Source organism: Acidobacteriota bacterium (assembly GCA_039028635.1).
Classification (GTDB): domain Bacteria; phylum Acidobacteriota; class Thermoanaerobaculia; order Multivoradales; family JBCCEF01; genus JBCCEF01.
In genome coordinates, this window is the sequence record JBCCHV010000066.1 from 1 (window position 1) to 21184 (window position 21184).

The 21184-nt window shown below is 66.2% G+C and carries 19 protein-coding genes; 14 read left to right on the forward strand and 5 right to left on the reverse strand.

The features are described 5' to 3' along the window. Positions 1–333: 333 nt before the first annotated feature. Positions 334–2679: a TonB-dependent receptor gene (locus AAF604_21130; protein ID MEM7052183.1), complete on the forward strand. Its 2346-nt coding sequence runs from the start codon at positions 334–336 to the stop codon at positions 2677–2679. 98 nt (positions 2680–2777) lie between these two features. Here the strand turns inward: AAF604_21130 and AAF604_21135 are convergent, their stop codons facing one another. Continuing rightward, positions 2778–3560, reverse strand: coding sequence for an SDR family oxidoreductase (locus AAF604_21135; GenBank protein ID MEM7052184.1), 783 nt, complete (start codon positions 3558–3560; stop codon positions 2778–2780). A 170-nt stretch (positions 3561–3730) separates the two neighbouring features. Between AAF604_21135 and AAF604_21140 the strand changes: the two genes are divergently transcribed. From AAF604_21140 to AAF604_21185, 10 genes are all read left to right on the forward strand, one after another. Then, positions 3731–4636 carry an AraC family transcriptional regulator gene (locus AAF604_21140; protein ID MEM7052185.1) on the forward strand — a complete coding sequence of 302 codons (906 nt, stop codon included), beginning with the start codon at positions 3731–3733 and terminating at the stop codon, positions 4634–4636. Positions 4637–4829: 193 nt separating this feature from the next. Beyond that, the gene (locus AAF604_21145) at positions 4830–7100 is read left to right on the forward strand and encodes a TonB-dependent receptor (protein ID MEM7052186.1); all 2271 of its coding nucleotides are present in this window, start codon (positions 4830–4832) and stop codon (positions 7098–7100) included. 127 nt (positions 7101–7227) lie between these two features. Beyond that, positions 7228–7788 carry a hypothetical protein gene (locus AAF604_21150; protein MEM7052187.1) on the forward strand — a complete coding sequence of 187 codons (561 nt, stop codon included), beginning with the start codon at positions 7228–7230 and terminating at the stop codon, positions 7786–7788. 376 nt (positions 7789–8164) lie between these two features. Next, on the forward strand, positions 8165–8569 hold the full coding sequence (locus tag AAF604_21155; protein ID MEM7052188.1) for a hypothetical protein: 405 nt from the start codon (positions 8165–8167) through the stop codon (positions 8567–8569). Between the two features lie 4 nt (positions 8570–8573). Further along, on the forward strand, positions 8574–9266 hold the full coding sequence (locus AAF604_21160) for a redoxin domain-containing protein (GenBank protein ID MEM7052189.1): 693 nt from the start codon (positions 8574–8576) through the stop codon (positions 9264–9266). Between the two features lie 230 nt (positions 9267–9496). Beyond that, entirely contained in the window at positions 9497–10255 is a 759-nt protein-coding gene (locus AAF604_21165) for an NAD(P)H-dependent oxidoreductase (protein ID MEM7052190.1), read from the forward strand. 58 nt (positions 10256–10313) lie between these two features. Then, positions 10314–11174, forward strand: coding sequence for a class I SAM-dependent methyltransferase (locus AAF604_21170; GenBank protein ID MEM7052191.1), 861 nt, complete (start codon positions 10314–10316; stop codon positions 11172–11174). A gap of 106 nt (positions 11175–11280) precedes the next feature. Then, positions 11281–12033: a hypothetical protein gene (locus AAF604_21175; protein MEM7052192.1), complete on the forward strand. Its 753-nt coding sequence runs from the start codon at positions 11281–11283 to the stop codon at positions 12031–12033. Between the two features lie 220 nt (positions 12034–12253). Continuing rightward, a complete protein-coding gene (locus AAF604_21180) occupies positions 12254–12634 on the forward strand; it encodes a DoxX family protein (GenBank protein ID MEM7052193.1) in 381 nt (126 codons plus the stop codon). Between the two features lie 62 nt (positions 12635–12696). Then, entirely contained in the window at positions 12697–13248 is a 552-nt protein-coding gene (locus AAF604_21185; protein ID MEM7052194.1) for a helix-turn-helix domain-containing protein, read from the forward strand. Between the two features lie 45 nt (positions 13249–13293). On the opposite strand, the gene AAF604_21190 is transcribed toward AAF604_21185, so the two are convergent. Both AAF604_21190 and AAF604_21195 read right to left on the reverse strand, forming a co-directional pair. Continuing rightward, positions 13294–14889, reverse strand: a complete 1596-nt coding sequence (locus AAF604_21190; protein MEM7052195.1) for a right-handed parallel beta-helix repeat-containing protein — start codon at positions 14887–14889, stop codon at positions 13294–13296. A gap of 139 nt (positions 14890–15028) precedes the next feature. After that, complete coding sequence (locus AAF604_21195; protein ID MEM7052196.1) at positions 15029–16303, reverse strand: hypothetical protein; 1275 nt, start codon at positions 16301–16303, stop codon at positions 15029–15031. A 372-nt stretch (positions 16304–16675) separates the two neighbouring features. Here AAF604_21195 and AAF604_21200 point away from each other — a divergent pair, with 372 nt between their 5' ends. From AAF604_21200 to AAF604_21210, 3 genes are read left to right on the forward strand one after another with little or no spacing between them, the layout of a single operon-like run. Then, positions 16676–17968, forward strand: a complete 1293-nt coding sequence (locus AAF604_21200) for a metallophosphoesterase (protein MEM7052197.1) — start codon at positions 16676–16678, stop codon at positions 17966–17968. Beyond that, the gene (locus AAF604_21205) at positions 17965–18228 is read left to right on the forward strand and encodes a hypothetical protein (GenBank protein MEM7052198.1); all 264 of its coding nucleotides are present in this window, start codon (positions 17965–17967) and stop codon (positions 18226–18228) included. The genes AAF604_21200 and AAF604_21205 overlap by 4 nt, the downstream gene beginning before the upstream one ends. Continuing rightward, the gene (locus AAF604_21210) at positions 18229–18648 is read left to right on the forward strand and encodes a hypothetical protein (protein MEM7052199.1); all 420 of its coding nucleotides are present in this window, start codon (positions 18229–18231) and stop codon (positions 18646–18648) included. It begins immediately after the preceding gene. Positions 18649–18655: 7 nt separating this feature from the next. Here the strand turns inward: AAF604_21210 and msrA are convergent, their stop codons facing one another. Both msrA and AAF604_21220 read right to left on the reverse strand, forming a co-directional pair. After that, entirely contained in the window at positions 18656–19315 is a 660-nt protein-coding gene (gene msrA, locus AAF604_21215) for a peptide-methionine (S)-S-oxide reductase MsrA (protein ID MEM7052200.1), read from the reverse strand. A gap of 91 nt (positions 19316–19406) precedes the next feature. Continuing rightward, entirely contained in the window at positions 19407–20939 is a 1533-nt protein-coding gene (locus tag AAF604_21220; protein ID MEM7052201.1) for a long-chain fatty acid--CoA ligase, read from the reverse strand. Between the last annotated feature and the right edge of the window lie 245 nt (positions 20940–21184).

The following is a 21184-nucleotide window of genomic DNA, read 5'->3' on the forward strand; positions in this document are numbered from 1 at the left end:
GGTTCAATTCCTAGGTGCCACCCGAATTTCTCGGCGGCGTGTGGCGTCGGGGGCAGGGATCTGGCTGCGGCCGTTGACGGTCTGAACTGTCCTGGGTAGGCTTGGCACCGAGCGAGGTCGCGGGCGTGAGCTCCTGTCGGGGGAAGTTTCTCCTTCAAGGCCGCATCCAATTCGGCCAAGCTCGCGAAGACCTTGGTTGGATGTAGGTCTGTCACTTCGGAGCCCGGATGGTCAAGGGCTTCCTCTCTTCTCAGTGAGCTTTGCTTCATAGCGGTCGGGCTCTTCCGGAGCCCGGCCGCCCCGTTCGATGGGCTTTACTCGAGGAGAGTCAAAATGGAACAGCGCCGAACAGCGTTGCTGAGGGCGTTTCGCATACTCGGACCTTTGATGGTCTTGATCATGGTCGCCCTTTCGGGGCCGGCTGTCGCTTCAGCCAAGGCCGATCCGGCGATGGAGCGCAGTACCAAAACTTCGACCGCTGCTGGTTCCGCAGCCGAGGAAGACGCCGCGTCGGTGGAAGCCGCCGAGGCCGCGCCGGAGAGCGCTGCCGACGATGGTGCCGCGAGCGACACCGTGGTCAAGGATTCGATCGTGGTGACCGGCAGCCGCCGTGAGCAGCGCCAGAGTGAGCTCACCCGCACCACTACCGTCATCGATAGTCTCGAGCTCAAGGTCGATCTCACCAAGAGCTCGAACGTCGGCGACATTCTGGGCCGATCGATCCCGGGCTACGGGGCTCCCACCTTCATCGACTTGATCCGCAATCAGACCCTGCGGGGCCGCGAGCCGCAGTATCTCTTCGACGGCGTGCCGCTGGTCTACAACGGCGGCTCCGGGTTTTCCGAGAGTCCGCTGGTGAAGTTCGAGCCCGGCGTGGTCGATCAGGTCGAGGTGCTCTACGGTCCGACCTCGAACTATGGAGCCGGTGCCACCGGCGGCGTGATTCAGTTTCTGACCCGTGGCCCGGCGGACGACGCCTTTCGCCTCGAGCTCCGGCAGCAGGCGACGACCTTCACGCAGGCGAGCTCACCCTTCGGTGACGATGCCCTGAGCTACAAGACGTCGGCCGTGATGTCGGGCCGGTTGGGTCTTTTCGACTACCTGGTGTCGGGCAGCTACGACTCCCAGAACGGCGTGATCGACGGCGAGAACGACGTCGCCAACCCGGTGTATTACGGCTTCACCGACGACACCAGCTACTTCACCAAGCTGGGGGCCGACCTCACCCCGAGCCAGCGCCTCGAGGGCTTCTACAGCTTCATCGACCGCGAGCTCGACGGCCGGGTGTTCGAGACGGTGCTGCGCGATGACGGCTTCGCGACCGGCCGCGAGAGCCCCAACCAGCAGTCCTTCAACTATGGTTCGTCCAACACCCCGATTGACGAGAAAGAGCTGCTGAGCGTGCGCTACAGCCATGCCGACCTCGGCGGTGGTCAGCTGATGCTGCAGTACTACGATCGCGAGGACGAGATCATCGGGGCCTGGATCGACCTGCGCGCCATTCCGCTGCCGCCGGTCTTCCCGAACAACTACCAGAAGACCCAGCTCGACTTCAGCGAGGGCTTCCGCTCCCAGTACTCGAAGTCCTTCGGCGACTCCTTCGACGTGCTGGTCGGATTCGATTTCGAGGACCAGACTCGCGGCAGCCGTGCGCTGGTGTTCGCGACCGGTCCGAACTTCGACATCGAACGCGATGTGACGACGCCGATCCGCGATGACCTGTTCCTCTATCCCTTCGATCTCCAGACCGAGGGTTACTTCCTGCAGGCCGACTTCCGGGCGACGGACAAGCTGTCGCTGAGTGGCGGCGTGCGCTATGAGGATGTCGAGTTCGAGATCGGTAGCGGTGTGCGCGTCTTCGACTTCCTGCAGGCCTTCCGGCCCGGCGGTCAGGGCGCCAACTCGGGGACCGCCTTCAATCTCGGCGGCACCTACCAGCTCAACGCCAGCGACCAGATCTACGGCAGCTTCGCCCAGGGCTTCGAGGTGCCGAGCCTGTTCAACGTCGCCCGCCTGGTGCCGCCGAACCAGCCGCTCGAAAGCGCCGAAGCGATCGAGCCTCAGATCGTCGACAACTTCGAGCTTGGCTATCGCGGCTACCGCGGCGACTTCAGCTACTCCTTCGCCGCCTTCTTCACCGAGTCGGAGTTCGGCGAGAACTTCATCTACGATCCGGAGACCAACTTCGGCGAGTACAACCGCTCACCGGAAGAGACCTACGGATTCGAGACCGTGCTCGGCTGGCAGGCCAGCGCCAAGCTGTCCTTCTTCGGGACCGCCGCCTGGAGCGAGGGCGACTTCGATCCGGACGGCAATGGTCCCTCCGGCTTCGTGCCGCAGACCAGTCTCGATATCCAGCCCTGGAAGGCGACCCTCGAGGCGAAGTACTTGCTGACCAACAAGGTGACCCTCAACGGCCTGGTGCTGGCGGTGGGGGACCGTGACCGGGCCTTCGACGAGGGCATCGACCTCTACGAGATCGAGGGCTATGCGGTGGCCGACGTCGGCGTCGACTGGAGGCTGCCGCGGGGTGAGCTCGGAATCCAGATCTCCAATCTCTTCGATCGCGCCTACTTGCCGCCGAGCAGCCAGAGCTATCGCGGCAATCCGCTGTTCGTGGCGCGGGTGGCGGGTGCTCCCGGCCGTTCGGTGGGGCTGTCCTACTCGATCGACTTCTGAGCTCGTCGAGGCGCGAAATGATTCGCCCCTCGGGCCCGATGGGGCGCGAGGGGCGTTTCGCTATGAGGAGCTGTTGAATCTGCCGCCTGGAGTTGGAATCAGAGGTTCTGGCCGCCGGAGACCTCGATTCGCTGACCGGTGATCCAGTGGTTGTCGCCCGTCAGCAAGCTGGCCACGGCGCCACCGATGTCGTCCGGCAGACCGACCCGGCCGAGGGCGGTGTTGGCGGCGATGAATTGGTTGAGCTCGGCGTTGTCGCGCACCGCGCCGCCGCCGAAGTCGGTCTCGATGGCTCCCGGAGCGATGGTGTTGACGGTGATGCCGCGGGGCCCGAGCTCGTGGGCGAGGTAGCGGGTCAGCACTTCGACGGCACCCTTCATGCTGGCGTAGGCGGAGTAGCCGGGAAATGCGAAGCGGGTCAGGCCGGTCGAGATGTTGACGATGCGTCCGCCATCGGCGAGCAACGGCAGGAGCCGCTGGGTGAGAAAGAAGGTGCCCTTGAAGTGAATGTTCATCAGGGCGTCGAACTCTTCCTCGCTGGTGTCGGCGAAGGGCTGGTGCACTCCGATGCCGGCGTTGTTGACCAGGAAGTCGAAGCGGTCGCGCTGCCAGGTCGAGGCGAGGGTTTCGCCGACCCGACGGGCGAAGTCTTCGAAGGTCTCGCTGCGGCCGGCGTCGAGCTGCAGGGCGGCGCCTTGGCCGCCGCCGGCTCGAATCTCATCGACCACCTGGTCGGCAGCGTCGGAACGGGAATGAAAGGTCAGAATCACGCCGACGCCGCCGGCGGCGAGCTCGAGAGCCATACTCTTGCCCAGGCCACGGCTGCCGCCGGTGATCAGGGCGATTCTCTCGCTCGGGTGCGCATCGTGAAGATCGGTCATCGTCATCTCTCCGAGGGTCTGGGTGGGTTGGGAAGCGCGGCAGCGCCGCGCCCCGTGGTCGAAGAGATGATGCCGTTTCGGGCCGTCGGTTGCCTGCCCAATCGACCGGAAGATCTGCCTATTTCTCCAAACCGGGCACGATCGTCTGCCGGACGGTTTAGGCTTTCGCCATGTCCGAGGCTCGACCCATCACGGTTTCCTCCAGGCTCGCCGACCTGGCTGCCCGGGTGGCGGGTTTCGCCGGCGAGGCGAGCCCGGGGCCCGAGCACGCCACCGACATCGAGGGCCTGCTGGCGATTCACAGCCGTCGTCCGACGGCGATCGAGCCGGTGCTCTACCAGCCCTCCTTTTGCATCATCCTGCGCGGCGGCAAGTGCGTTCAGCTGGGGGATCGGAGGCTCGACTTCGGCCCCGGGGATGCGGTGGTGATCAGCCACCACTTGCCGGTCTTGGCGAAGATCACCGTCGCCAGCGAGCATGAGCCCTTCTCGTCCCTCGCCTTCGACCTCGATCTCGGACTGGCTCGCGAGCTGCACGATCGTGTCGGCGAGCCCACCTCGTCTCGATCCTTGTCCCGATCGCTGGAGACCGGGCCGGCACCGCCGGCGCTGGTCGATGCCATGGTGCGTCTGTTCGATCTGGTCGGCCGGCGTCGCGATGGCGAAATCCTGGCGCCCTTGTTGCGCCGCGAGATCCACTATCGCCTGCTCAGCGCTCCCCAAGGAGAGACTCTGCGGCAACTGCTGCAGGAGAGCAGCCACGCCAGCCAGATCGCTCGCGCCATTTCGCTGTTGCGGCGCGACTTCTCGCAACCCCTCGCGGTGCCGGACCTGGCCCGGGCCGCGGGCATGAGTGACTCGTCTTTCCACGAGCACTTCCGATCCCTCACCGGCACCACGCCGTTGCAGTACCTGAAGAGCCTCCGCCTACTGGAGGCGAGGCGCTTGATCCGGGAAGGCAAGCACAACGTCACCGAGGCGGCCCTCGGTGTCGGCTATCAGAGCCCCACCCAGTTCAGTCGCGAGTACTCGCGCCACTTCGGCCATTCGCCGCGCCACGACCTGACCTCTGCCTGATCGCTGCGTCGATTCGCCGCCGGGGGAAGAATTTCTTGACAAATCGGACGAAATCGGTCCACAATTTTCAGTCTTTAATGAGATTCATTCTCAATAAGCGTTTTTTGCGCTTGGCCCGGGCGTTCCATCGTGTGCCCAGGTCCGCCGTCATCCGCATTCCCGCACAAGCCTAATCAATGCAGAGGAACCCGTCATGAAGGTGGCCACTTACTCGAATCTCGCCCTATTCTTGCTCGCCTTGGTGGTCCCGGTTCCTGGGGCCTTCGCCGATTCGCCGCCCAATGGGGCGGCCGTCGAAGAGTCCTCCGAGGAGGAATCCAGCCGCGAATCCTCCGCCGACGACGAGTCCCAGCGCGAAGAGATCTTCGACGAGATCGTGGTGACCGGCGGCCTGATCGAAGAGACCCTGCAGGACACCCCGGAGAGCGTCGCGGTGTGGGGATCGGACGCCATCACCGATGCCGGCATGCTGGAGCTGCAGGACGTTCTCAACCAGACCGCCAATGCCTACCAGCTCCTCAACGGCGAAGGCTTCGGTATTCGCGGCATCAACCACACCGGCGTCGGAACCGGTGGAGTCGGGGAGTTGGGCAGCTACTACATCGACGGCGTCGCGGTCACCGGTTTCGCCAAACGCATCGGCCCGACCCAGCTCTGGGACGTCGCCCAGGTCGAGATCCTGCGCGGTCCTCAGACCACCAACGTCGGTCTCAACGCCCTCGGTGGGGCGATCGTGCTCGCCACCAAGGAGCCGGTCTTCCAGTACGAGAGCCGCTGGCGCGTCGGTCTGGCGGAGGATTCCAGCTGGGAAGCGGCGGGCATGGTCAACGCTCCCCTGAGCGACACCTCGGCGCTGCGAATCACCGCCGAAACTTGGAATCGCGACGGCTACATCAACAACCCGACCCGTGGCGAAGACGACTTCAACGCCCGCGAGAACAACACGCTGCGGGCGAAGTACCTCTATCTGCCGAAGTCGGCGAACAACTTCAGCGCCCAGGTGACCGCCCAGTATGGCGAGACCCGACGGGGTAGCGACGTCATCGTCCTCGAGTTCCTCGACGACCGCATCAACGACTCCAATCTCGAGGAGTTCGAGAACAACGACTCCCTGTCCTTCTCGGTCGATCTGAGATGGTCCCTCAACGATCGCTGGAGCCTGCGCTCGATCTCGTCGCTCCTGCAGTCCGACACCAGCACCTTCGGCGATGGTGACCGGGCTCCCACCGGCAGCACCTTCACGGCGCGCGACCGCAGCGACGACAACTGGGCCCAGGACGTGCGCTTCGAGTACGCCGGCCCGTCCAGCCAGGGAGCCCTCGGCTTCTACGTCACCGAGGTCACCGCCAAGGGCATGTCGACGGCGGAGACCGAGCTGCTGTCGCGGGAGGTCGGGATTCCGCCCACCTTGCTGCCCTTCTATCCGGTGGTCAATCGGGTCGGGGTCGAGAGCCCGTTCGATATCGAGACCAGCAATTACGCCCTCTTCGGACGCTGGGACTGGCAGCTGACGGACCGCTGGCGGGCCTTTGCCGGCCTGCGCTGGGACGTCGAGCAGCTCGATTCCGACGAGACCATTCAGACGCGTCTGCTGTCGGAGTTGCCCGATACCTCCTTGCTGCCGCCGCCCCTCGCCGCCGCCATCGAACAGGTCAATGCGCTTCTCCTGGCGCGCTTGGGAACCACCAGCCGGCGCACCGAGACGGAGTACGACGCGCTGTTGCCGGAGGCCGGCATCAGCTACGAGTGGAGCGACGCGGTGACCACGTCGCTGTTCTACAAGCGCGGCTACCGCGCCGGCGGTGCCCAGGTGACGGTGGTCGGACGGTTCAACGAGTACGATCCGGAGACCCTCGATCTGGTGGAGTTCTCGCTCCGCTCGACGGCCCTCGACAAGCGACTGACCTTCAACACAAACGTCTACTACGGCGACTGGACGGACCAGCAGATCACGGTGGCACAGACCGACCAGATCTTCGACTTTTTGGTCGAGAACGCCGGCGCTTCGGAGCTCTACGGGGTGGAGATCGAGACCGCCTATCGGCCGCGCAGGGCGTGGAATGTCTATGGCTCGGTCGGCTTCGCCCACACCGAGTTCACCGAGTTCGAGACCTCCCAGGGCGAAGACGTCACCGGCAATCGCTTCGCCTCGGCGCCCGAGTGGACGGCGTCCCTCGGCTTCAACTATCGCTTCGCGGACGGCTGGTTCGTGCACGCCGATGTCGGCTACCAGGGTGAGGCCTTCGCGCGCATCTTCAACGAGCCCGAGTTCATGCTCGACGAGCGCACCCTGTTCAATCTGCGGGGCGGCTACGAGACCGGAAGCTACTCGGTCCTGGCCTTCATCGACAATGCCACCGACGAGCAGTACCTGGTGTCGAAGTTCCCCGGCGTCGGCAACCGCGGCTTCGGTCGTCTGGGCGATCCGCGGCAGGCGGGAGTCCAGCTCCTCCTGCGCTTCTAGCCGGCTGCTGACGGGGTGATCGGCAGCGATTGGTAGACTCCTCCCATCGCAGCAAGTGAATCTGTCACATGGACTTAGCCTGCGGGCGGTTCCGTCGGGACTGATTCCGTAGGCGGAGGGAGGGGTCATGGTCTCACTCGCATCGTTGTGGTTGCCGATTCTGGTTTCGGCGATCGTCGTTCACCTGGCGAGCTTCATCGTCTGGATGGTGTTGCCCCATCATCGGTCCGATTGGGCCAAGCTGCCGGACGAGGATGCCTTTGCCGATGCGGTCAATCAGCAGAACCCCGCGGCGCCGGGGCAGTACGCCGTTCCCCACGCCGCCAACCCGTCGGACTGGAAGGACGAGAAGCTCCTCGAGAAGATGCGCCGCGGGCCGGTGGCGCTGTTGGTGCTCAAACCGGTGGGGCAGACCGGCATGGGCAAGAACCTCGCCCTGCACTTCGTCCACTGTCTGGTGATCGCCACCTTGGCCGCCTACATCGGCGCCCTGACCTTGGCTGCCGGGACCGACTTCGCGAGGGTTTTCCAGGTGATCGGAGTCGCGGCGATCCTCGGTTGGGCGGGCTGCATTCCGGTGAATGCGAACTGGTTCGGCCATAGCTGGTCTTCGACCATCAAGAGCATCATCGATGGAGTGGCGTATGGCCTGTTGACGGGAGCTATCTTCGGCTGGCTCTGGCCTTAGCCCGACAACCTCGCCGGCGCTCGGCGGCGAGGCCGCCTCCGGGCGTCTGGCAGACTCTCCCGAATCTCGAACTTTCGGGGTCGCTGTCGCGTACAATCGATGCATGAAGGGGACTGCCTTCGGCCCAAGGTCTCGTCTGTGCTGGCTCGTGCTGCTGCTGTTGGCGGCGGTGACTCTCGCTGGTAGCGCCTTTGCCGACCAGCCACCGCCAATCCGGCCGTCGAGCGCCCCCATATGAAGCGGTTGACCCGGCGAAGGGGCGCCGCTCCGGGGGAGCGGCATCGACGAGCGGTACAGCTTTTCACTGCGCTACATCGACACCGATCTCGAGCGTCCGCGCTGGCGCTCGACGCTTCATGCGCGGGTTCATCCGCGGTTGCAGCTTGGTGTCGAGATCAATCCCGAGGCGGACGAAATCGGTCCGCTGGTGACCTGGTTCCTGCTCACCGAGGACAGCCGGCGCCCGGCGCTGTTCCTCGGCACCAGCTCGGACCGCGTCGGTTCGCCCGAGGGCGAGCAGTCGTACTTCTTGACCGCCGCCAAGGGACATCCGCGCTGGCCGATTTCGGCCTATGTCAGCCTCAACTACTCGGAGTGGGATGAGGACTTCAACTTTCCCTTCGGCGTCGAGGTCGACTTCGGCGAGCGCTACTCGCTGCGACCGATGTATGACGGCCAGCGCACCCACCTGATGCTCAATTACAAAGGCCAGCGCTTTGGCGCCTCGCTTCTCTGGATCTGGCTCGAGCGCGTCGGAGTCGCTTTTTCTACGAGGTTCTGAGGCGATGGCGAAATCCCCTCGCGCCCTGGTTACCCTGCTCTCGATCTTGTTCTTCCTGGCTCCTGTCGGCTTCGCCCGCGAGGGTGCTGGAGCCGAAGACGGGGGGCGGGCTCTCTGCCCGGTCTGTCGTGTCCACGAAGGCGAGACGAAGGTCGAGTCGGTGGTCGCCAGCGCCGAGTTCGAAGGCCAGTGGTACGGCTTCTGCTCGGAGGGCTGCCGCGACACCTTCCTGCACGCCCCGGTCAGCTACCTACCACCGGTGTTTCCGCGGCCGGCGCCGGCGTTCGCGGTGCTGGGTCTCGATGGTTCCGAAGTCTCTTCGGAGTCTTATCGTGGCAAGGTCCTGCTGGTCGACTTCTGGGCCACTTGGTGCCCGCCCTGTGTCAAGGACCTCCCGAGTCTCACCCGCCTGCACGAGCGCTACGCAGACGACGGCCTGGTGGTGGTCAGCATTTCGATCGACGAAGGGGAGGATGCGGAGCGCAAGGTCGCCAAGATGGTCAAGCGGCGGAAGGCTCGGCATCCGGTCTTTTTGGACGCCACCACGTCCGCCTGGGTCGACTACCAGGTGCGAGTGGTGCCGACCCAGTTCCTGGTCGACCGCGCCGGGCAGATCGTGGCTCAGTGGTCTGGCAAGGTCGAGCTGGAGGCGGTGGAAGCCGAGATCGTTCGCCTGCTCGGTGTCGAGGACGGCTGAGTCTTGCGGTCCCGAGCGGGCCGCTGAGCTCGGGGGATCGGTGGGCTCGCCATCACCGCCCCCGTGCCATGGAGGATTCCCCGAGCTGATGCAGTCGCGAGGTATGATGCCGACCGAATCGTCCGAGTGCGGGACAGCCCTATCGGCCCGGTTGCAGGAGAACGGCTCGACGCTCCGACGCCCGCCGGTGATCATCCACAAAATCTCTTTTCTTGCCATGGAGACCCGCCATGACCGAACAACTCGATCGCATCACAGAGCACCAGTGCAACCAGCCGCCGGCGACCTATGACGATCTCACCGCCCTGTTCCTCAACTGCACGTTGACCCGGTCGCCGCTGCTCTCCCACACGGAGCAGTTGATCAAGGTGGCGCAGCGGATTTTCGAGGCCAACGGCGTCAAGTCCGAGATCGTGCGGCCGGTGGACTACGAGATCGCCGCCGGCCTGGGCCGGAATATGGCCGAAACGGACGAGTGGGAGCGCGACGACTGGCCGCAGATCCAGGCCAAGGTCGATGCCTGCGACATCCTGATCATCGGCACCTCGGTTTGGCTGGGCGAGAAGTCTTCGGTGTGCAACCGCACCCTGGAGCGCATGTACGGCTACACCCACTCCTTCAACGAGAAAGGGCAGTACCGCGACTACGGCAAGGTGGGGGCGACCCTGATCACCGGTAACGAGGACGGCGTCAAGCACTGCGCCATGAACGTCCTGTTCTCTCTCTCCCACATGGGTTACACGGTGCCGCCGCAGGCCGATGCCGGCTGGATGGGCGAGGCCGGCCCGGGACCGTCCTATGCCGATCCCGGCTCCGGCGGACCTGAGAACGACTTCACCAACCGCAACACCACCTTCCTGGTCTGGAACTGCCTCCACCTGGCCCGCATGCTGAAGGACCAAGGCGGAATCCCGGCCCACGGCAACCAGCCGGAGGTTTGGAAGGCTGGCTGCAAGACCGACTTCCACAGCCCCGAGCACAAGCGCTGAGGAGCTTCCGCGGCCGGGGTTGGAGACGCCATCGGCCGCGATTGATAGCATCTCGGCCATGGACGCCTTCGATGCCTCGGAGCGGGGGGAGAAGATCGCCTCCGACCACCTCGGCGCGGTCGAAGAGACGCTGATGATTCCGCTGCGCGGCCGGGCCGTCGAGCAACGCCGGCGGCGTCCCCTGCTGCGTGATCCGAAGGCCGAGGCGATCGTCGCCGCCATCGACTACGACTTCGAGAAATTCGACGGCCCCAGCCTGCGGGGCGCCACCTGGCGCACCCGCCTCTACGATCGCTTGGTGCGTCGCTGGATGGACGATCATCCGGGCGCCACCGTGGTCGAGCTGGGCTGCGGACTCAATACCCGCTTCGAACGCGTCGACGACGGTCGCGTGCGCTGGCGCGATCTCGACGTGCCGGATGTGATCGCCATCTGGCGGCGCTTCTTCGAGGAGACGGAGCGCCGCCGTGCCATCGCGTCGTCGGCCTTCGAGGAGGGCTGGATGGACGCTCTGGCGGAGGAGGTCGACGGCCCCGTGCTGTTCGTCAGCGAAGCCAGCACGCTGTATTTCTCGGCGGATCAGAACCGCGATCTCTACCGCAGCTTGGGCGCCAGGTTCCCAGGTTCCCAGGCGATCTTCGACACCGCCAACGGAGCCTTCGTCGCCAATCAGGATCGCCACGATGCCCTGCGCCACTGCACGGCTCGCGTCTCGTGGGCGGTCGAAGATCGCGACGAGCTCGCGGCCTGGGGTCTCGAGGTCCTGGAGCGCTTCCCCTTGGTACGCCCGCCGCTCTGGCTGCGGCGCGAAGCTCCTCTTTACTACCGCGGCCTTTCGTGGCTGATGGCCGTGCTGCGCAGCGCTCTTCTCGACACCTATCAGATCAACCGGGTGCGCCTCGGCAGCTCGCCGGCGTAGTTTCGAGGTCGGCGAACGGACAAGCTCTTCTTCACTTTCAGGTCGGCCGGTGACCAAGCTCGCCGCTCGACTCTTCACTCGAAAACTTGCCAAAGGGAACATAGCAATGATTGCAAGCTCTATCGGACGTCGGGCTCTGGGCTCTTCTCTGGTTCTGCTCCTTCTGCTGATGCTGGCCGCCTGCGGTCCGCAGCCAACCTCGGAACCGGCGGCTCCGGCCGAGCCGGCCGTGGACAGCGAGCCGGCTCACGACGAGGCCCACCATGACGAAGATGTGCTGCCCCTGCCCAAGCGCCTCGCCTTCATGTCGGGGCACGTCGAAGCGGGGCTCGCCCTCTACCGCGCCGGTGAGCCCGAGATGGCCTCGACGCACTTGCTGCACCCGGTCTCCGAGACCCATGCCGACGAGCGCGTCGGCCTCGATGCCCTGGGCTTCGAGGCGGCACTCTTCGAGGTGGTTTCGGAGGCTCTCGAGAACGGTCTGCCGGCGGCCGAGATCGAGCCCCAGCTCGCCGCCGCCGAGGCCAACCTCGCTCAGGTCACCGGCAAGGCCGGGGGAGATCCGAAGGAGATCGTCGCCTACCTGATGGACACCGTCGTCGAAGAGTACGAGATCGGCGTGCCGGAGGCGACGGTCACCGATCCCGGTGAGTACCAGGATGCCTTTGGCTTCACCGTGGTCGCCATCCAGCGAGCCGAAGCCTTCGAAGGCGAGGCCGCCGATCGGCTGCATCAAGAGCTCGAGGCGCTCCTCGCCCTCTGGCCCGAGGCCCCGGTGCCGCCAGAGGCTCCGACCTCCTTCGCGGCCATCGAAGAGCAGGTCGAGCGGGTGCGCGAAGCCCTCGCGGCGATCGGCTAGAAAAGCGTTCATTGCGGTTGATTGGGCCCCGGAGGACTCGGTTCTCCGGGGTCTTTCATCGTTCGCCCCTTGATTTTTGTATCGTTCGATACATAATGCTTCTCGAGAGCGCTTGGGCGATGGCGATTGTGCGGTCGCTGGGCTGCTCGTCCACCCTGACCTGGCGACCGATCCCGCCGGCTCGCCGCGGCGAGTCGTGCGATTCACGAGGAGAGAGGCGATGAAGGTGAAGCGACTGATTTTTTGGATTTCCACCACCCTGCTGGCGCTGATGTTCTGCGCTGGCGCGTTGATGTACTTTCTCAACTATGAGCGGGCCGCGGGCTTCTTTGTCAGCTTGGGATTCCCGACCTGGCTCATCTACCCATTGGCCATCGCCAAGATCCTGGGCGCGGTGGCGGTGCTGACCCGGGCCTCGAGCTTTCTGAAGGAGCTCGCCTATGCCGGCTTCTTCTACGATGCTCTGCTCGCTCTGGTGGCGCACTGGATGGTGCGCGATGGCGAGTACCTGCCGGCCATCCTGGCGCTGCTGCTGACGACGGTTTCTTGGGTCTACGACCGTAAGGTCTTCGGGGCCTACCGGCAGGAGGCGGCGGGCTGAGCAGCGCCGGTGAGGCCAAGCGAGGGCTCGGGCGACCGCGGGAGTTCGATCTCGACGAGGCCCTGGAGGCGGCGGTCGAGGTGTTTTGGGAGAAGGGCTTCGACGGCGCATCGATCAAGGACCTGACCCGCGCCATGGGGATCCGCGGGCCGAGCCTCTACGCCGCCTTCGGCGACAAGCAGGGCCTCTTCTTGCGGGCGATCGATCGCTACGCCGCGAGCGCCGGCTGCGGGCCCCTGGTGGCCTTCGAGGAGGAGGCCGAGATCGGCGCCGCGGTGCGCGCCTTCTTGCAGGCGGTGGTCGATCACGCGACGCTCCAGCCGAGCGGGGTGCGGGGATGTTTCTTGACCGCCTGCGTGGCGACCAGCGCGGGCGTGGTCGAGGGTGTCGATCGGCGCCTGCGGGAGGCTATTCGGAGCACCGACCTACGCCTGGCGGGGCGCTTCGAGGCCGAGACGGCGGCGGGCCGGCTACCGGCGGAGTTTCCCGCCCTCGAGCGGGCTCGGCTGCTCTTCGACCTGCGTCAGGGACTGATGCTGCGCGCCCGCGCCGGGATCGATCGCGAGACGCTGCTCGCCGATCTCGACCAGCGGGTCGCGATGGTTCTGCTCTGAGGGTTCTGGCGCCCGCTGTCGATCATGGCCGTCAGCGTGACCGGGTCATGGCCGCGCGACGCTCCACAAGGTCGCATCGCCACTCTCGAAGCCGTCGGCGAAGATCGATCGCCCGGTATCGAGCAGGCCGATGCCCTGGAAGGGCGAGTCGGGGTGGAGGCGGTAGTCATCGGCCGGCGGTGGCACTTCTTCCCAGACGGCCGGGTTGTTGGCCGGTGGTTGGTTGCTGTTGACCGCCAGGCTGCGCCAGATGGTTCCGCCGCCGGGCTGGCCGATATCGGTGACGTAGCGGCCGACGCCGTAGGTCACCGCCTGACCGTCCGGCCGGGTGGCGGTCCACACCTCGAGACGGTGGTAGTCGAAGTCGGCCGGAAAGCCGGAATCGAGAAAGCGCACCGGGGCGAAGCTCGCCTGGGTGTTGCCGCTTGTGATGATGTTCGGCGTACTGGCGGTGATGAAGGTCTGGGGCCCGGTCCAGGTGTTGTCGACGAAGCGCATCGTCATGTCGCTGTTCCAGGTCGCCATGACGACGTTGGCGTCGGTCGTCTGACCGTCGAGCTCGTCGTAGTGGAAGTTCATCTCGCGAAACCAGTTGTCGGCCACGATCAGCTCGGTGACCTGGTCGCTCTGCGGATGCAGAAAAGCGCCGACGTGGCGCGAGTGGGAGAAGTAGTTGTCGCGAATCTCGATGGCGTCGCCGGGGAAGTGCTGGTCGTCGTCGCGCGGCTGGGGGAAGAGCTGGAAGAAGGTGCCGGCGCCGCCGATCAAAATGTTGTTGCGGATCGAAACGTTCGCTTCCCGCACCCCGAGCTGGCCGCCGTTGTCCTGCCAAGGACCCCAAGGGTTGCGCCAGGTGAGGGCGCTGAAGACGAAGACGTTGTTGTGGATCTCACTGTCGCGCCCGATCTGGCCGATCTGCACCCCCTCCGTTCCCGAGCGCACGATGCGGTTGTTGTAGAACCGGAGGCCGGGGAACTTGTGCTGCGGTGGCGTCTGGGTGCTGCCCAGGTAGACCCCCTCGCTGGCGTTGTCGTGGACGTAGTTGTCGTGGACGCGCACGTTGCGCATGTGCGACACGCCATCGTCGTCGGTCTTCAGCACAATGCCGGCGAAACCGTTGCGCTCGACCTCGAGGTAGTCGAGCTCGAAGTCGGTGGCGCCGGCGGTGACCACCACCCCCGAGTCGCCGTTGGTCTCGAAGGCGTCGTCGACCCAGATGCCGTAGGTGCCGGCGCTATGGGCGTAGCCGCCGTCGTGACCGGGATAGTCGGGATGGCCGGTGCGGGCGACGGGGTCGTACTTGCCGGTGAGTCGCCAGTTCGAGCCCTGGCGCAGCAGGATGGCGTGGCTGCTACAGCCCAAGCCGCCGAGCTTGACCTGACCGCCGATGTTGGTGATCACCAAGGGGCGATCGGGGCTGCGATCGGGCAGCCCGGTGAGCAACAGGGTGCACCAGTGCCCGGCCGGGATGTAGAGCCGGTCGAGGGTCTGCCAGTCGACCTGGGGAAAGCGCGTCTGGAGATCGAACCACATGCCGCCACCGGGCTCCGGAGCGGGCAGCGTAAAGGTCTCGAGCTCCTGTGCCGCCGACGGCAGGGAGCACAGCAGGGCCAGGGCGGAGGCGACGAGAAGAGATTTCATGGCAGAGCTCCCGGAACGACGAGCCTCGACCGGCCCCGGAGCCGGCTCGTCAACGGCAATCACACGTCAGTCAGGGCAATAGATTACCGTTTGTCGATGGATTCCGGAAGGACCTTGGAGCATCCGGACCGACGTCGCCTCAGTCGGAGTGGCTGGACCAGCCGGCGAGGTCGCCGCTTTCGAAGTCGGAGCTGAAGATCAGGCTGCCGAAGGCTTGATCCTGGGCCACCGCCACCAGCAGGTCGAAGTCGTTGGCGGCGGTGCTGTCGCCGGCGTAGCCGCCGACCCACAGGCGGTCGTCGCCCTGGGCGAGGCGGTAGCCGGCAGTGCTCACCTGGCCGACCACCAGCGGATCCGTGGTCAGGCGTTCGCCCGCGGCGGAGAGGGTGATCAGCTCGGTGTCGATGACGCGGCTGCCGGCGCCGCCGTCGAGGGTTTGGAGCAGCACCAGCTCGCCGTTCGCTCGGGCGACGACGTCGCGGCCGAAGGAGCGACGGCCGTCGGGGTCGTCGAGCACGGTGGTCCACTGGACGGCGCCGCCGGCGTCGGTGCGGATGATGGTGGCGTTGTTGCAGTTCGGCAGGTCACAGCCGGTGATCACGTAGCCATCGGTGATCGCCCGCAGGGAGAATCCCTCGCGAAAGAAGGCGTCTTGGTAGAGGCGGCTCCACTCCGGCTGCGCGTGGGCGTCGAACTTCCACAGGAAAGCGGTGCCGAGACCGCCGGATACGGTGCCGGTGGCGACGAATCCGCCGTCCGGGGTGGCGGCGAGGTTGTTGATGTAGGTGGCGACGCCGAACCCGGGTGTGCCGAGGGTTTCGAAGCGGTCGAAGCTCTCGAAGGTACCGTCGGCGGTGGCCAGCAGGACCCACGGATCTTCCGGGTTGACCATGGTGTTGGCGCCGCCGGCGAGGACGTAGCGGCCGTCCGTGAGGCGCGCCGCCCGGACGATGGCGGAGTCGACGTGGACATCGGCGGTGAAGCTCTCCTCGGAGCTCCAGAGGATTTCCCCGTGGGCGTCGAGGGCGAGGAGCCAGGGCCGGTAGTCGGGGCTCGCTGCATCGTCGACACTGCCGGCGATCACGGCGCCACCATCGTCCGTTGGCAGAATCGAGTAAAAGGTCTCGGCCTTGGGAGAGAGGGACAGGCTGCGCTGCCAGAGGAGCTGGCCGTCGGCGTCGGTCTTGACGACGTAGCCGTCGACTAGCAGATCGGTGTTGGTCAGGCCGCCGGCGAAGGCGCCGCCATCGGCCGCCGCTGCGATGTCGTAGGCGAGGTCGGCGCCGGGGCCGCCGAAGGTTTCCGCCCACGGTTGGGCACTGACAGGAGAGGCCAGGAAGGCGGTGGCGACGCCGATCGAGAGGAGAGTGCGGAACGAGGGCCTGGAGGCAGGGGAGAGAAGGAAGTTGGTCATCTTGCCCTTTTCGGAGTTTTTATTTTGCCTGCACTATGAGTATTTGCCGAGCGATCGAGAACGGATGCAGTGAGCCGGGTCGATTCGCCGAACGGCGGTGGATACAAAAGCCCATTTCAGTAGCGATCTTGCGGTGCCGATTCGGTCATCGCTGCCGGCTGAGATGGTTTCGGAGGATGTCCGATCAAGCCACCGCGAGGTCGGAGCGTCCACCGCGCTCCGCTCGACGAAGAGGTAGGTGTCGAAGGTCTCGACGCGAGGGAACAGGCGACGAGCGAAATTGGTTGGCGTCATCGACGAGAGCCTGGGTGCCAGCCCAGGGATGACGAATCCGGAAAGAGGCCGGCGAGCGGCCTTGGGAACAACGATGCGATGAATTTCGAGACCCCGATGGATGATGCGACGGTGGCTCCGGAGCCACCGTCCTCTGCCTCGCCGAGCCTGCCATTCCTCGCTGTCAGCTTGTTCGTGCTGCTCTGGTTGGGCGGCTCCGGTCTACTGATCGGTGCCTGGATCCATCCGCTGGTGCCGGGAGGGTGGTGGACGGTGTTGGCGCTCTTGGGCGTGGTGCTCTTACCCCTCCGGACGCTGCTGCGCGGCTTTCGAGGCCGTTCCTATCCGTCGGCGATGACCCGGCTGTGGGTGCTTCGGCCCTTCTGGTTCGCGATGGGTGCTTTTCCCCTGCTCGCCGTCTCCACCGCCGTTGCCGGGCTCGTCGGTTGGCCCTGGGGACTCGCCGGCAGCGCCGGTCGCTGGGGCTTGGCGGCTGGAGCATCGGTCCTCGTGGTGATGACCGCGGCCGGCTATCGCGGGGCGCGCCAGCTGGTGGTTCGGCGCCTCGAAGCCTCCTTGCCACGGTTGCCGAGTGCCTTCGACGGCTTACGGGTGGTGCAGATTTCGGATCTCCACATCGGCCCGCACACCTCGCGCGGTTTCTTGGCCCGGATGGTTGCGGAGATCGAGCGGGCCGACCCGGATCTGGTGGTCTTCACCGGCGACCAGGTCGATGATTTTGCGCGCGACGTCGAGCTCTTCAATCAGACCTTTCGCCGACTCCAGCCGCCTCTCGGGAGGATCGCCGTGGCCGGGAATCACGACGTCTACGCCGGTTGGGACAAGGTGCATCGAGGTCTCGAGGCGGGGGGCTGCCGCGTGCTGGTCAATCAGGCCATGGCTCTCGAACGGCACGGCCAGCGGCTGTGGATCGCGGGCACTGGAGATCCCGCTGGCAGGGCGTGGCGGCGGGACGGCGGGGCCGCGGCGACTCCCGACGTCGTGGCGACCCTGGATGCCGTGCCGCCGGGCGAAGCGACCCTCGCCCTGGCCCACAACCCCGCCCTCTGGCCGGCCCTCGCCGGGCGCGGCGTCGATCTCACCCTGAGTGGCCATACCCACTACGGACAGTTCGCGCTTCCGCGCCTGGGGTGGTGCGCCGCCTCGCCCTTTCTCGACCTGGCGATGGGCGCTCATCGGTCCGATCGCTCGCTGCTCTACATTCATCCCGGGAGCAATTACTGGGGCATTCCGGTGCGCATTGGGACGCCACCGGAGGTGACTCTGTTGACCCTGCGACGCGGGGCGCCGGCGCTGCGCGAAGTCGGCCGCTCGCGGTGTGGCGGCGCGCCGCCGTTGGTGGACCCCGCCGAGGCCGAGGAGGAGTCATGAGAAGTGAAAACTGTTGGGTGACCGGATCGGTCCTGGCGCTGGCGCTGCTGCTCGGTGTGCCGGCGACCGGCGCCGAAGATCAGGTGTGCTTTGCGGATTGTTCCGGGGACCTCGCCGGTGAGCGCGACCGGGGACCGCGCCTCGGCAGCGTAGCGCCGGCGATCGAGGTCTTTCGCTCGCCGGATGCGGGAGACGCGGCGACTCTGGAGTCGCTGCTGCGCGGCCGCCCCGTGATTCTGGCCTTCGGCAGCCTCACTTGAATGGGTTTGCGCTCCCAGTTCGGGAGCTTGGTCGAGCTCGAACGGCGCTGGCGGGGCCAGGCCGACTTCTATCTGGTCTACGGTCGCGAAGCGTTCCCCAGCGAGTCTCGTTGGCCGGCACCGGTTCCCGATGGAGAAGTGGTCTCGGCACCCACCAGCCTGGCCGAGCGGTCGGTCTTGGCAGAGCGCTTCCGGGCGCAGGTGAGCGACCATCTGCCGCTGTTGCTCGATGGTCTCGACGACGCCGCGATGGCGGCCTATGACGCCTATCCCTTCCGGGTCTACGGCATCACGCCGACGGGTCGCATCGCGGTCCCCTCGGCCAAGGGTGCCGCCGGCTTCAGCGCCACCCTCGAGCGCATCGATCGCTGGTTGAAGAGCGTTACCGGCGAAGCCGCCACGACGCCCTCGGAAGACTGACCGGCCTCTAGACCCCCTGGGAGGCCAACCCGACCGGGCAGCTCACGCCGGTGCCGCCCATGCCGCAGTAGCCGTTGGGGTTCTTCGACAGGTACTGCTGGTGATAGTCCTCGGCGAAGAAGAACTTCGGGGCTTCGAGGAGCTCGGTGGTGATCTCGCCGTGTCCGGCCGCCGCCAGATGCTGCTGGTAGGCGTTGCGCGACATCAGGGCGGCGCGCCGCTGGGCGTCGGAGGTGGTGTAGAGCACGGAGCGGTACTGGGTGCCGACGTCGTTGCCCTGGCGCATGCCCTGGGTCGGATCGTGGTTTTCCCAAAAGATCTTCAGCATCGCCTCGAAGGAGGTCTTGTTCGGATCCCACACCACCTGGACGACCTCGGCGTGACCGGTGCCGCCGGAGCACACCTCTTCGTAGGTCGGGTTCGGGGTGAACCCTCCGGCATAGCCGACGGCGGTGGTGAAGACTCCCTCCGCCTGCCAGAACTTGCGTTCGGCGCCCCAGAAGCAGCCCATGCCGAAGAGGGCCTGGGCATGGCCGTCCGGATAGGGGCCCTCGAGGGGAGCGTCCAGCACGTGATGGCGGCTGGGGACGGCGAGGGCCTCCGCGCGTCCTGGAAGAGCGGTTTCCTTGGTCGGTCGCTCGAGCTTGTCTCGTCCGAAAAGTGCCATGAAGTGATCTCCTGAAGGAAGACGGGTCCGGTATCGGTCTCCTCAACGCGAATCCGGGAGGTGGCATTCCCTGGCCGAGCGACGGATCGCCTCAGGTCCCCTGGCGCAGCTCCTTTTTGAGAATCTTTCCAGTGGCCGTCATCGGCAGGCTCGCCCGCACCTCGACCCGACGCGGATACTTGTAGGCCGCCATCTGCTCCCGGCCCCAAGCGACGATGGCTTCCGGCTGCGGCTGGCAACCCTCCTTCGGCACGATGTAGGCCACCACTTCCTCGCCGTGCTCCGCGTCCGGCTCGCCGATGACCGCGGCCAGGGAGATCTCGGGATGCTGCAGCAGGACCTCCTCGATCTCCCGTGGATAGACGTTGAAGCCGCCGCGCAGAATCATGTCCTTGGTGCGGTCGACGATGAAGTAGAAGCCGTCCTCGTCGACCCGGCCGACGTCGCCGGTGTGCAGCCAACCGTCACGGATGGTCTCGGCGGTGGCTTCCGGCCGACGGTAGTAGCCCTTCATCACGTTGTGGCCGCGAACCAGGATCTCCCCGGGCTCGCCGATCGGCGGCTCGCTGCCGTCTTCCCGGGCCAAGCGCAGGTCGACGCCCCAGATCGGGGTGCCCACGGAGCCGGCCTTGCGCGAGTGGTCGAGGTGGTTGAAGGAGACCACCGGCGAGGTCTCCGAAAGACCGTAGCCCTCGAGGATCGGGACCTCGAAGCGCTGCTCGAAGTCGCGCAGCACCTGCACCGGCAGGGAGGCGCCGCCGGAGACCGCCAGCCGGAGGTGGCGGGCGATCGCCGCCGAAGTTTCCTCGGGAGCGTGGAGCAAGGCCCAGTACATGGTGGGGACGCCGCAGAAGACGGTGACGCGGTGCTCGCTGAGCTGGGCGAGCACGGCTTCGGGCTCGAAGCGCGGCAAGAGCACCGAGGTGACGGAGCGCAGCATGCCGGCAACGAGCTGTACCACCTGGCCGAAGGAATGGAACAGCGGCAGAACGACGAGGGCGATGTCGTCCGCCCGATAGCGCATCATGTCGGCGCACACCTGGGCGTTGAGGAAGATGTTGCTGTGGGTGAGCTCGGCGCCCTTCGGTTGGCCGGTGGTTCCCGAGGTGTAGAGGATCACCGCCGAATCGGCCTCGGCGGTGGCACTGAGGTCGAGGGCGTCGGGCGTGCTCTCGATCAGGCCATCGAGGGTGTTCTCGGCGGCGCTCTCCGGGCCGGCCGGAATCTCGACGAAGTGGCGACAGCCCGGCACCTGAGCGAAGGCCTCCCGGCCGGCGGCGCCGAGGGGCAGCTCCGGCGTGCCGGCGAAGCACACCAGGGCGCGCGCTTGCGAGTCCTCCAGGTGGTAGGCGATCTCGCGCGCCTTGAGCAGCACGTTCAGGGGCACCACGACGGCGCCGGCCGCCAGGATGCCGAAGTAGGCGACGGTGAAGGCCGGCAAGTTGGGGCAGGCCAGGGCGACCTTGTCGCCAGGAGCGATGCCGAGATCCCGCAAGGCGCCGGCAAAGCGTCGGGCGCGCTCGTCGAGCTCGCCAAAGGTCAAGGACGAAGGGCCTGCGACGACGGCAGGTTTCTGCGGATAGCGCTTGGCCGACTCGCGCAACACCATGGCAACGTTGAGCATGGAATCTCCTGAAAATTGAGTGCGGCGCCATTCTATGGCTTGGCACCTGAGTGCCGGGTCCGGCAGCGGTTGGCTGGCGCCCCGGCGGCGCTCAGGAACTGTCCCGGCCTGCTGTTTTTCCAGGGGGGCTCAAGGCGCTCAAGGCGCCCCCCTATGCCACACGCACATGTCGTGCGGCCTCACCCCCGACCTTGGCGCCCGCAGGGCGCCGCCTCGCCCTTGGGGCTCGGGGTCCGGCCCGGACC